Source organism: Bacteroides muris (ex Fokt et al. 2023) (genome assembly GCF_024704895.1).
Classification (GTDB): domain Bacteria; phylum Bacteroidota; class Bacteroidia; order Bacteroidales; family Bacteroidaceae; genus Bacteroides; species Bacteroides muris.
Genome location: NZ_JAMZEE010000033.1, coordinates 34,393 through 47,304, shown reverse-complemented (window position 1 = coordinate 47,304; position 12,912 = coordinate 34,393). Strand labels below are relative to the sequence as shown.

12 protein-coding genes are annotated in these 12,912 nt (G+C 38.3%); 2 read left to right on the top strand and 10 right to left on the bottom strand.

The window, feature by feature from the left end; genetic code table 11:
* Positions 1–980: 980 nt before the first annotated feature.
* From M1B78_RS13080 to M1B78_RS13045, 8 genes are all read right to left on the bottom strand, one after another.
* Entirely contained in the window at positions 981–1,214 is a 234-nt protein-coding gene (locus M1B78_RS13080) for a hypothetical protein (RefSeq protein ID WP_257940908.1), read from the bottom strand.
* A gap of 4 nt (positions 1,215–1,218) precedes the next feature.
* On the bottom strand, positions 1,219–1,902 hold the full coding sequence (locus tag M1B78_RS13075) for a recombinase family protein (protein WP_257940907.1): 684 nt from the start codon (positions 1,900–1,902) through the stop codon (positions 1,219–1,221).
* A gap of 160 nt (positions 1,903–2,062) precedes the next feature.
* The gene (locus M1B78_RS13070; protein WP_257940906.1) at positions 2,063–2,416 is read right to left on the bottom strand and encodes a hypothetical protein; all 354 of its coding nucleotides are present in this window, start codon (positions 2,414–2,416) and stop codon (positions 2,063–2,065) included.
* Positions 2,403–3,374: a hypothetical protein gene (locus M1B78_RS13065; protein WP_257940905.1), complete on the bottom strand. Its 972-nt coding sequence runs from the start codon at positions 3,372–3,374 to the stop codon at positions 2,403–2,405. Before M1B78_RS13065 ends, M1B78_RS13070 begins: the two co-directional genes overlap by 14 nt.
* Positions 3,343–4,950, bottom strand: coding sequence for a hypothetical protein (locus tag M1B78_RS13060; RefSeq protein ID WP_257940904.1), 1,608 nt, complete (start codon positions 4,948–4,950; stop codon positions 3,343–3,345). Before M1B78_RS13060 ends, M1B78_RS13065 begins: the two co-directional genes overlap by 32 nt.
* A 106-nt stretch (positions 4,951–5,056) precedes the next feature.
* The gene (locus tag M1B78_RS13055; protein WP_257940903.1) at positions 5,057–5,338 is read right to left on the bottom strand and encodes a hypothetical protein; all 282 of its coding nucleotides are present in this window, start codon (positions 5,336–5,338) and stop codon (positions 5,057–5,059) included.
* 278 nt (positions 5,339–5,616) lie between these two features.
* On the bottom strand, positions 5,617–6,660 hold the full coding sequence (locus M1B78_RS13050) for a DUF3871 family protein (protein ID WP_257940902.1): 1,044 nt from the start codon (positions 6,658–6,660) through the stop codon (positions 5,617–5,619).
* A 186-nt stretch (positions 6,661–6,846) separates the two neighbouring features.
* The gene (locus tag M1B78_RS13045) at positions 6,847–7,011 is read right to left on the bottom strand and encodes a hypothetical protein (protein ID WP_257940901.1); all 165 of its coding nucleotides are present in this window, start codon (positions 7,009–7,011) and stop codon (positions 6,847–6,849) included.
* A 463-nt stretch (positions 7,012–7,474) separates the two neighbouring features.
* Between M1B78_RS13045 and M1B78_RS13040 the strand changes: the two genes are divergently transcribed.
* A complete protein-coding gene (locus M1B78_RS13040) occupies positions 7,475–8,341 on the top strand; it encodes an Rpn family recombination-promoting nuclease/putative transposase (RefSeq protein ID WP_257940900.1) in 867 nt (288 codons plus the stop codon).
* Between the two features lie 59 nt (positions 8,342–8,400).
* Here M1B78_RS13040 and M1B78_RS13035 read toward each other — a convergent pair whose 3' ends face one another.
* Positions 8,401–9,900, bottom strand: a complete 1,500-nt coding sequence (locus M1B78_RS13035; protein ID WP_257940899.1) for a hypothetical protein — start codon at positions 9,898–9,900, stop codon at positions 8,401–8,403.
* 76 nt (positions 9,901–9,976) lie between these two features.
* Positions 9,977–11,329, bottom strand: coding sequence for a site-specific integrase (locus M1B78_RS13030; protein ID WP_257940898.1), 1,353 nt, complete (start codon positions 11,327–11,329; stop codon positions 9,977–9,979).
* Positions 11,330–11,915: 586 nt separating this feature from the next.
* Here M1B78_RS13030 and M1B78_RS13025 point away from each other — a divergent pair.
* Positions 11,916–12,911 (top strand): flavin reductase, encoded by a 996-nt coding sequence (locus M1B78_RS13025; protein ID WP_257940897.1) that lies wholly within the window; start codon positions 11,916–11,918, stop codon positions 12,909–12,911.
* The last annotated feature ends 1 nt before the right edge of the window (position 12,912 follow it).

Below are 12,912 nucleotides of genomic sequence, written 5' to 3'. Positions count from 1 at the left end.
CCTATCTTATTATACTAAATATTATTTACTAACTCATTTGTTTTCAACGGATTAACTGTAATTTTAACGAAGTATTAATTATATACAACTCGCCATAAATAACTGTGTGAATATATATAAAAAAAATGTTTTATGCAAGTTTAATATGAAATAAATTGGTATAGTTTTTAAAACTGACAATTTTATTTCTGCAAGAACTTTAAATGATAACCAAAGTAGATATAGAATCTATCCTTTTCTTCTTCCCGTTCTCAAGAGAGAGAAGGGGGGAAAGGGGAAAGGGGAACCTCTAAAACCTATTTTTTTACTAATTTCTGGATAAGTAGAATTGAAAAAAGTTATAAAAAATAGGCTTTTCCACCCCCTTTTCCCCCATTTTCCCCTCCATTTCCCCCTTTGAGGCAGGGAAAGAAAAGTAATCTAATCACAGAACCAATCATCCAAATTATAATCTCTTTGACTTTTAGGGATAAGAAAGATACGAACCACCCCCTGACAACTATTACCAACTGACAATAACAATCAACCGTCAGCAAAATATCCTTAATCTCACAACCCAAATTCAGACAGCACCATAAAGACCGGAATAATAAAAAATCTCTAATTGTTTTTCTTTTATCCCACCATTCACAATTCCGGATGAGATGGTTGTCGGCAGAAAATGTATAAAACCATGCCGATACTATTCATCCAGTTAAGAATATGGTGATTGACAAGTAAACGACAACTTCATTTGGTCAGGGGTAAATCAGAGACAGAAGCCTATACGAAGTAATGAGTATGACATAACCGTAGGATGGAATAAATTATTTACATAAATGCTTACTATTTAAGCTTTTGTACATCATTTGCACACTTATTTATTCCACCTTGTCTTCCAGTTATGTATAACATTCCACTACGTTCCACGCTCTTGTCTCCGACCAAACCGAAGAAAAAAAAGAAACCAAGTATTACCCCGGTTTCTCTTCCTTATTTGGCTATAACAGATTGGGTTCTGTCTCTTCCCCGTTCTGATAGCAATGGATGTCCAGATTTTCTGTAACCATCCATTGGCAACTGTTAAGTCTGAATCCGTATCTCTCCTCGATGGTTGAGAGAAAATCTTCAAAGTCCTCATATTCCTCTGATTCTCTCAGCTCTTCGTCCGTCAGCTTTATGATATTCAGACAGCCGACAAAAAAGTCTAGAATCAATATATACTTAGGTTCCATAATTTCAATCCTCTTTCAAGTTATACCTTTTCAATAATATACTCACCTGCGAAGCTCTGAACTCTTTCCCCATAGCTGTAACAAACCCTTCACTGTTCAGGATTCTAGCCATTTCAGACAAACTTCTATCTTCTCTTACTAAGTTTTTCAACAATGCTATAGCCCTCTTGTTATTGGGATTGTCAAGAGCTTTCTGATGATTGGTCCTATTGCTGTTCTCTACCGCTTGATTCAGTCTGTTTAATAAGTTTTCAGATTTACCAAGCTTATATCCTCTCGCTTTCTTGGCTTTCAGGGATTGTTTCGTTCTTTGGCTGATCAATCCCGCCTCATATTCTGCTATACTGCTGATGATATGTAGTACAAGTTTATTAGCCTCAGGAAAATCACAGAATACTATCTCCACATCACTCTCCAACAATTGACTGGTGAAGGCCACATTTCTGCTCAGCCTATCCAGTTTTGCTACAATCAGGACAGAATTTGTTTTTCTGCATAATTCCAATGCTTCAGTAAGTTTGGGTCTGTCAGATTTACGACCGCTTTCCGTTTCAATATATTCAGCAATCGTTTTTTTATCCTTCAGGTAATTCTGTATTATTTCTCTCTGTGCCTCTACGCCTAATCCTGATACTTCCTGTTTCACTGTGGATTGTCGCAGGTAGGCAACATAATTTTTCTGTTTCATAATTAACACTTATTTAACGCTCTTCTCGGTTACTAAACGACCGTTCAATAACCTTTAAGCTGATTTATAAAAAAAGCTTTCCATGAGATTTCGAGTTCCTATAAAATCTACTCCCTCACAGAAAGCCCGTTGTCACATTTCCCGATTTCTCAGAGAACCGCTAATACCTTATAATATTATATGTATCAGAAACCCTCTTCTCATAGTCATTGGTTTTCTCCACAAGTTCATCTACCACAGAAACAAGCATGTCAAAGTAGATGCCCTCTCTCTTATCCCTGATTTCTCCATCTTCAGCAATCAGACAGACTTCAAACAGGTCAGCACCCTCATTCAATACAATCTGAACTTTTCCGGTATGTTTGAATCCATTGACTCTGAATTCAAGACCATACTTTATCACTTTTACTGTTTCAATCTCAACTCCCCAAGACATAAGGATTGGGGGATTGCATTTCAAGATGGACCAGATATATTTAGCCAGTTCCAAATCGTAGTTCTTATCTCTTTCCATAATTCAACGTTTTTTCATTCATATCTTCTTCATCCTCAACCCAAAACATCCGATAATCCTCACATATCTTTCTATAATCTTCTAATTTCAAATGTGGAAAATTGGTGGAATACATGTCATAAAGATCTTCGGGAGTTAAAGTCGGATCATAGTTCAGCATGTCATAAACCTCATCCTCGAACTCATAGGGGCTGAAATATGAGTCACTTTGCGTATGGGGATAGATGTCAGTGCAATCCTCTATGATGTGCTCTATAAACATCAGGCTCTTCATCAGGTCTTTCTTCACTGTGATTTCTTCATCAGTGTGGGCATTGTAGTAACCGCATGAGACGTTGATACAGGAAACTTCAAGCCCTTTTTCTTTCAAGGCCAGAATATCAGTCATCAATCCGTTCTCCTCCATGTAACCCCATTTTTCAGGTTCAAGGGCTTCTATAAACTTTTCGGAACACAAGTCAGAATATCCGATACTTGTAATCAGATCCGAATTACCCTTTCTGTCAGGCTGGATAACGAACCTCACGTCATCGAAGAAAGGCATCACCACTTCAGAACTTCCCCTACATCCTGTTTCTTCCTCCCTGAAAAATACAACTTTAACAGCATCATATTTCTTCAGGCATTCAAGGCAGATGAATATCCCGTTCTTGTCATCGGCTCCCAGATTCTCAAACCTCCTGTTCTTGGGCGAATAACCGAATATGATTTCCCTGGTCTCCACCGCCTTGAAATCCTTTGAGTGGTTGCAGTGTGAAACCTGGTCGATATGGCTCACCAGGCAGGGATAACTTTCTGATTCCCCCTTTACTACATACAGGTTCCCGAATTCATCCTTTGACACGGATATGTTTCCGGGAAGTTGTCTTATGTAGGAACAGAGGAACTTCACCATCTTCTGTTCCTTTCCGCTCGGGCTGTAGATACTATACAGCCTCTTCAACAATTGCATATTCATGACTCATCTCTTTTTTAAGTTTATAACCGTATGGAAGGTTGGTGCTCGGATTTACTGTATCAAATACATCCTCACCGAACTCCCATACATCTTCATTCTCAATCAGACTGTCCAAAGTGTCTATACAAATGGATTTCTCTTCATATACTCCTTCCGAGTCATTCCAGATATTGATCCGGGTTATATCATCAAGGTTCTCATACCATGCTTCATCATACTCGGAATAATACCAGTTCTTCCGCTTGAACTCATTTTCCGCTTTCTCCATACATTCCTTGCAGCAATAATGCTCTTCTGTCACCTCGGAGTATTCCGCATTATCTTTCAGCAGGTTCTCTCCACAATTGTCACAGCATACACAATCGTTCTCATGGTGATATTCATTCTTTGATTCAATCCATACAAAATCATCCAGGTTGTCTGAATCCACCCAGATCTCCCTTCCGTTCCGATAGCAACAAATTGTTGCTGAACAATAGTATTGGTGGTAAGCATCCCATTCTCCATCATCTTCATTATCATCCCCGTAAAGATTAAGGTCCGTTGTATCAAGGTTGTATGAGGTCCCGGAGTTTTCGTAGTTATAGGCTTTGTTCTGATTATAACTATACCATTTGAAAGAATCCTGATAGGAAAGCGTGTCTTCCAGTTCCAGTTCACAATCTATTTCAAATTTTCTGTCAGACAATGAGTTGCCACAAACATCCACAAAGGAATTTGCATCATGACAGGAAGCACCGATTACCTTGTAGCCGTCAATATAATCTTCCTGAATAAGTTTATCCACAAGCAGGCGTTTCAATACATCATCACCTTCCGAGGAATACTGCCTTTCAAGCAGCCTCCATTTCTTGCCGTCCTGATCCGTAACATCGGTAAAAAGAATGGCTCTGGCTACAATCAGCCCCGTCTTGTCTATTATGTATGCAGCCTTGGCTTTTACCGAATCATGATAGAACGAAGTCCTGTTCTCATCCACCATGCATGAACCGAAACTCCCTTTACAATAGTTACTGTCATAGATTCTCCCAAAATCATTGTTGACATGAAGTTCCATATCAGGTGATTTCCTATGTGTATAAGTCCACCAGTTTTGAGTGAAAACGTCTCCCGAAATCCAGTTCACTACACTTGGAGAGAGCAGTTTTCCTATCTCTGTCTCAAGGATAAGCCCTCTCATGAATTTTCCGGCTCTTTTCTTGAAGACCCGGTTACGTTCAACATTTATATAGCGGACTGAACTTTTATCCAAGTCCTCACATACACCTTTGCTTTCGTCAGTTTGATATTGGGAGGAGTAATATGTCTTTCCTATCAGCTCCACCCTATAAGGTAGCTTTTCATCACCTTTTCCTGATTCAATGACAGCATCCATTACTTTTTTCTGTAGGTCAGCCATATCATATATATGTAACAAGGCATAATCATCATGTTCCCTGCAATATCTGAGCAGTGCAGGATTTTTGAGGTGGGCCAGCAGTATCTTGTTCTTTCTTACCGCCACACCATTGTCTCTCTTCTCAAGTCCGAAACGGGCCTTGAATTCTTCATAACCATAAAAATTATAGTATAACATAGTCTTCTGAATTTTAAATTGTCAGTAAATAAAAAAAGGAGAGATACTTCCTTTTAATCGGAAATATCCCTCCCCGGAATATTAGTCTTGGTATGTTTCAACCTTTTCAGATGAATGGTATCGTCTTGTCTTCCAGAACTCCCGATTCCACTATCTTCTTACATATCTCATGTGAAGCCTTGTTTCTCGGGTCATATCCGTAACCTTCACTTCCCATGACTCTTATTACTTCAACCATACTTCTGAATAAAGTCTGTTGTAGGGTCCTGTGGAATGTGGTAACTGTAATAGCGAACCTTTTCTCATTCCACCCATAGTCGTTCAGGGCATGTTCAAGTTCTTTTGCAGCCTTGAATTCCCTGCTGTTTTCCAGTTCATGTCTTTCCATAATATTCATTATTGTTTATATATTATTCCTATTGCAATGATTTAGAATAAGCACCTTTCTTACATTCATCTATACGTGACTGACATTCCTCCGTTACTTCCTTTAGAATCTCAGCACATCTTTTATCAGAACAGCCTTGCAGCAATCTGTCTATGTATGTCATAATATCATTCACTTCCATATTATGTATCCGTTAAAGAGTTCAACAAAAAAGGGAGAAAGAACCGGTTTGCTATATTTTAGTTCTTTCTCCCTTATGAGTTAATTTCTTTTCAGGTCTAACTCAAAAACCATCCGTAATTCTCAGTATCTTCACCGTTTAAAGCTTTTTGGATACCTACAGCAAAATCAGTACAGTTCTGATTCCTCTCCAGAAACTTATCAATATAGGATTGTTTGGCGGCATCATTGAGTAGCTGCATCAAATCCCAACAAGTAATATTCTCTCTGCCACACAATCCGAAATTTGGATTCTCTATATAGCCTTTCGTAGCTGCATTGACATTGGAGTCACCTAAAATCACCTTTGGCAATTCTTTAAGTTGTGAAGCGGGTAAAGCTTGGTATAATCTGAGCCTACCTATTATTTGGCAGAACTGTTCCTGTGAAATCCTCGTCCTTCCCAGGTTTTCAAGTAATCTCAAATTTTGATCCGGTTTGAAATCCTGGAATAGTCTGAGTGCTGAACTATAAATATCTGCATCACTCATTACTTCCAGTCGTCCGGTCAAGCCATCGTTGGTCAGCATCAGATTTGAACACACACGAACCCTCCACCCGATAAAGATCTTGAATTTCTCGGGGGATTTTCGGGCGTATAAGTTTTCCTCGTTCAGGCTTCTTACACCTCCGATACATAAATGTACTTCCTCGCCGTTCATCATTCTGCTCATGGAACAGATATGAAAACAGAAAGCCATACGTTGATAATAGATGGTCTCGTCCTCCGGTCTAAGCTCTTCTTTCCTTTTTGTCAATGCTCCCGGAACCCTGCCTAAAATCTTATGTGAAACTCTGATTTCCGTGTTTCCAAAGTTCTCTCCGGTAAAATACATTCTTGCAGCATCTTCTACCTGGTGGATAAATTTCTGGTGGCTGATTGTAAGCTGGTTGTCTCCGAAACTAGGGACAATGCAATTACTCTCCAGTTCTTCAAGCGTAATACCCGAAGTGTTACTCTCAATAAAATTTGGATGTTCCTCCTGTTCTTCTTCTGATACGATTACAGTATCTTCGATAAATTCAGGTTTAAGCATACCCATTCTGCCCATCATTCCGATTGTTCTTGGAATGACAGTAAGTTCATTAGTCATTGTTTCCATACTCTTGTTATTTTTTAGTCGGTTAATAAAATGCGATGAAACAAAAAAAGCCAAGAGGTGTCATTTCTTTGCTTTTATAAATATACCTCTTAGCTTCTTTATCCCTTTGAGTATTGAAGTTGCTACCTCCAATACGGTTATTATTACGTCCGCTTTCTTGTCATAATCCATTCATCAGACGTTCTATCAGTTTTCAGTCGCAGCATCAACGGCCTTGACTTTACCCGTGGCAATCTTCTTTTTCCCGAATTTGCCACAATACTTCTCCGCAAGTTCTATTACTACGGAACCTGCCACGATAATCTCGGCCACATAAGCTGCGACCTTCAATCCTTTAATTAAATTTCCCATGTCTCTTAGTTGTTTTAAATTGTTAGTTATTATTTCTCTTATATACTTTTCTCATATATAAGGCTTTGAGGGGAAATCAAGGAAGGGGAAGAAAAAAAATAAACCGGTCTTTCGACTGGTTATGATAGTTGAACCGTTATAAATAGCTCCTCGCATTTACTTGGCCTATCATGCGGCATACATTCTTTCGTGGGGAACTTTATGTCTTGTCCACATACTGAAATTGCTACGCATCATCGAATCTCCATCTTATCCATCGTCTGAAAATAAGCGTGACCCGGTAAATTATTTTTTGTTATAATGCTTGAAGTCGATGCACCTTATCTTAATGGTGCTGAATTATACTCCAAGCTTTTTGTCATATATAAGGATTTGAGGGGATTGGAAATGGATAGATTTTTTGTAAATTTGGTACTCTGAATCTTTTTGTTTACCTTTGTAGTAACCAATATATTAGACCATTATGAATGACAACAATAAGAATCAGATAATTCGTTTTGACTGGGCGATGAAACGTCTGCTCAGGAACAAGGCAAACTTCAGTGTACTTGAAGGTCTGCTCACTACGTTATTGGGTGAGAAGATTATTATCCAGCGACTCCTAGAAAGTGAAAGCAATCAGGAGGATGAGTATGACAAGTATAACCGTGTCGATATGCTTGCCGAGAACTCTAAGGGTGAACTGGTGCTGATAGAGGTGCAGAACAATAATGAGTATGCCTACTTCCAGCGTATGTTGTTCGGTACTTCCAAGCTGGTGACTGAGTATATCAATAGGGGAGAAAGCTATGACAAGGTCCGTAAGGTATATAGCGTCAATATAGTCTACTTCTCTCTAGGACATGGTACGGACTATGTATATCATGGGAAGACAGAATTCAGAGGCATCCACACCAACGATCTCCTGGAACTCACTCCATTCCAGAAGCAGACATTCAAGGTGGATACGGTAAGTCAGCTATATCCTGAATATTATATCCTGAAGGTGAACGGTTTCAATCAGGTAGCGAAAAGTCCCTTGGAAGAATGGATCTATTATCTTAACACCGGAGAGATACCTTCCACTGCCACAGCTCCCGGTCTTGAAGAGGCGCGTGAAAGGCTGAAACTGGATAGCATGACCAAGGATGAGCTTGCTGCCTATTACCGCCACTTGGATAATATTGTTATTCTTCGTGATAATATTAATACTGAACGTGAAGAAGGAAGAGCAGAAGGAGAGAAAAGGAAAGCCATAGAAGTAGCCCGTTATTTAAAATCATCTGGAACTTCAATAGAGTTGATTATCGGAGCAACCGGATTGACCAAAGAAGAGATCGAAAGACTATAATAACTCAGCTCAGGAGGAATATGTAAAAATATTCCTCCTTTTATTTTATTGAAGAAAAATTAGTCCAGTGCTGTCTTGTCAATCATTCTTTGAAAAACGTCCCATTGATCCCATAATTTATAAGCTTTATCTTTTGTCTTGGGCTTCTTTTCTGTATATTCTTTAATACTGGGAATATCACTAAGTTGGAATATTTCAGTCATTTTATCTCGAAATGAAGTGAATTTATCATCAAAGTAGGCATGGTCAAAGAAGTGGGTTCTCCATAATATGTAAATAAATCCGGCCACATCCAAACCAGAATGTAATTCAGAAATTATATCCTCAATAATATCCAATAAATACTGACGGTCAAATTTATAATCAATTTTTCCGTCCTTTTTTCTCCTATAGTATCTTGACAACGATTGGCTAACTTCATTTATGTTAAGCTCTTTGACAAATACTATATCTTTTACGGCACTTGTTATTCTTTTGTATTCATTATATTTTTTCTGGACATATTTATTTAGACCTTCTTCTTTCATCCGGCTGAGTATATGGTTATATTCGTCCATACTCAATTTGTCACCATTCATCATATCAAAAAAAATCTCCCAGTTCCTTTTATGAAAACAATAATATTGCAGGAAGAAAATAGGCTTTCTGTACTCATATTCAAAAATCGGATGGATGTCCATATAACCATCCCCCATAATTTGCTGTTCCCATTTTTGATACTCGTTGTGGAATTTTTTAACAACATTTGCCGCGACTTTCCATTCATATTCTTCTGTCGGTTTTCTATCAAGTGGACATATACCGCTTCTTTCCAATTCATTCCTTATATATTCATTGAATCTTAAACTGCTGCCTTGGAACTCCTTATTGATATAATCTTGTAGAATGGCATCATAGTTCTGATCAAACCAAATGGTAAAGTCCTCTTTTTTCTCAAATTCCATGTATTTGTTCTGGATAATTTGTATCTCCTCCGGCGAGAATAACGATGGGAAACAACAACTTAGTAGTTCGGGTATTGATATGTTCTTGTTCCAAAGAATCCAAAATGACGATGCAATCTTTTTTTGTTCCTCATCAGTTGCGTAATGGAAACTTCTTTGTATTTTTTGCTGCCTAATATTTTCTTTATTGGTCATTGTAAGTGTGAGTGCTCTTACAATACTTGCAGGCATGGATACAAGGAAAAGATGAAACCGATATTCTATATTCTCTTCCTCGTTCAATTGGATTTTATCGTTAAGGACATCCTCAAATATAGGGACAATATCATCTTCTATAAAATATTTATCTCCACATATGCTATATAGGTTTTCTCCAATCTTCACATTTTCTAATATATATTTCCCTTTTCCTTTTTTCATCCAACTTTTTAAATACAGTATGTCAATGATTTCTTTGATGGAGCATTCCTGGTCTTTCCATTTATAAATATTTTGAGTCAGCTGGTATTTCTCTATTCTTATCGGCACTTTACCGGTTTCTATATCATCATATATTTGGGATAGAATTTTAAAATCTTGATTATCTTTTATAGATTCTGCTATAACTTTATCCATAATGACATTTTTTGAGTTAAACATAAAGACAGCACCCGATTTTTTCAAATGCTGCCTTAAATATATAAAAAATATATTATGCAATACTCTTTACATACTCAAAAAGTTGTTTTAATTGTGTCGGAGTCATTTTTTCCATACTTTCTATGATTCCCGACTTGTATTGGTGTGTGTTCCACTTTTCAATTTGTATTTTCTGTGTCTCGTCAGCAACTTCAATGTAAGGTTTCATAGTGGCATAATCTGAATGACCGGTGCAACTCATTACTACGCTAGCCGGAATACCAAGAGCCAAGGAACAACATACAAAAGTTCTTCTTGCATCATGACAACTGATTTGTTCCCAAAACTTATAAGTATCTTCATGCCTGGTATTACCCTTGAAATAAACTTGAGATATTTCACGATCCAGTCCGGCAAGTTTGGCTGCTTCTTTCAAATAATCATTTAATTTTTGATTGCTTGGAACAGGGAATATGGTATTGCCTTTGTACCAAGAGTATTTATCAATGATCCGCTGTGCGTGTTCATTCAAAGCGATATGCAGTTTGTCATCGGTCTTTTCGGTACAGAAATCTAAGTACCCATCCACTAGGTTGACCGGTCTAAGTGCAGCCAAGTCCGAATATCGTAAAGAAGTGAAAGCCATGAAGCAGAACATATCTCTCGCTTTTGATAGGTATTCTTTCTCCTTGGGAAATTCATAGTGGAAGAAGTGCATCAGTTCCTTATATTTTAGAAAGGTTACGGTTCGAGGTATTACTTTCAGCCTGAGTTTGAATTCTAATACGCCAGAATTTATTGTATATCCATGCCTTGAAACCCACCGTAGGAATGATTTCAATATCCTGATTTGTTTCTGTATGGTACGGTTACAATAGTCATTCTTTATATACCATCCGACAAGCTCCTGAACTTTTAACTGATTTAGAGTTTCAAGTGTAATATTGGGGTCACAACTGCTTAACTGAGTCCACATCTGGTCATATTTCTCATGGATCTTATCACCCCAATTACCTTCTTGTGGTCGAAGCAGCAAGAATTCGGAAAATATATCCTTCAACGTTTTCATCTTATCTTCATCCACCGTTTCTTGTTTTACCCTACCCAATTTCTCATTCACCAGCTCTTTCAAGTCAGTTGTCGTTGGTATTTTGGAATGAAGGTCATATTTGGCAAACACTTCCTCGATACAAACCAGAAAACTACAGATTGCATTGTTAATCTCACGGGCATAAACAATCTTCCCACCGATTTTATGGGTCGTATTGCTTTTTACCAGTTGTTTGTCACTATCCCATTTTAAAGGATCAATAGTATACCCAACCGAAAAACCGACTTCATTCTTCTTACTGTTCCATCTTACCCGAATCATTACCTGCCCGTTCTTCATTACATAGGCTCTTGTACTAAAATTTGTCTTTTTCATACGTTTTACTTAATTTTACCGCGAATCTAAAGAGAAGATTTTAAAGGGAAAATAGGCTGACATTACATGAATATACATGATAGTACAAACTACTTTCCCTTGTTCTATCCACCTAATTTCAAGAGCGAAGATACAAAGACTGATTAGGGGGAGTAACACCCTTTAACTACTCCCCCGATTTACGAGAGTATATAATATTGGTTGAAGTTATAAAGTTGATGAGATTTTATTATAATGTTGATTATTAATGTTTTAAGGCTTCTTTAAAAATCATATAATAGCATTCAGAGACTCCCGTACGCACCGCAAAAAGCAAAATCAAATTAAAGCAAAGCTCTGAAATCCAAGAATTTCAGAGCTTTCTTGTTTTCTGTATCGGCAAGAATAACGATTAAAAAAAACATGCGTGGGATTATTCGTAGGATTCCTGCCAGTCTTACTATACTCATCTGATGAACTTGAACTTTCTTGCGGTATAATCGGGAATTCGGGTACAAATATCCGTAACTCATATACGTCTTCGCTTGTGCTATCGCGGTATCTTTGTCATCAGAAGTTTAACAAGAAAAATAGAGTAATATAGAGTATGGCAAAAACAATTTTAGGAGCTCTGTCACTGCTTGTCATAATATCGTGCAGTATCCCCGTGAAGGAGAACACCGTTCAACCTAATATAATGGAAACGAACAAGAAAAATCTCGGAAATCTGTTAGCGCTCTATCCCAAGCCGATGACGGTTGTCGGGGCGGAGGTTGAAGGGAAAGTAAACTGGCTAGTGGTAGGCCATACGGGTGTTATTGGACATGACCGGATACTCATCAGCATGAGTAAAAGCCATTACACTAATCAAGGAATAAAGGACTCAAAACGACTTTCCATCAATCTAGTGAGTCGTGAAATATTGCAGAAAGCTGACTATGTGGGAAGTGTAAGCGGTGCGACGGTCGATAAGTCAGAGGTGTTCGCCTACCATATTGGCGAAAACGGTACTCCCGTTATAGACGCATCGCCACTCACCATGGAGTGTGAGGTGGTAGACATCTATGAAACTGAAAGTTTCGACAATTTCATTTGTGCGATAGTCAATACATATGCTGTTCCTGAAGTACTTGATAATAACGGGAAACTCGACTATACGAAGCTGAAACCTGTATTGTTTGAATTTCCGACCTATTCCTACCTTGCCACGGGAGAGATTATCGGCAAATGCCTGAATCTGGATAAGCAGCCGGGTATGTGCGCCAAAGAGCCGATGAGTGCTGACGGTATCGTGCGGTTGTCGAAAATTGAGGTTTATCCGAAGTATCTCGACGAGTATATGAAATACGCAATCGAAGTAGGCGAAATCTCTCTGCGCACCGAATCGGGCGTGCTGACTATGTATGCGGTCGGCGAGAAGGAGAATCCCTGCAAGGTGACCATCCTCGAAACCTATGCGAGCCATGCGGCTTATGAAAAACATATTGCATCAGAACACTTTCAGAAATACAAGCAAGGAACGTTGCACATGGTCAAATCATTGGTCTTGTCTGACCAGACGCCACTTAATCCGGCTAACAAGCTCAATAACTTCATGCAATAAA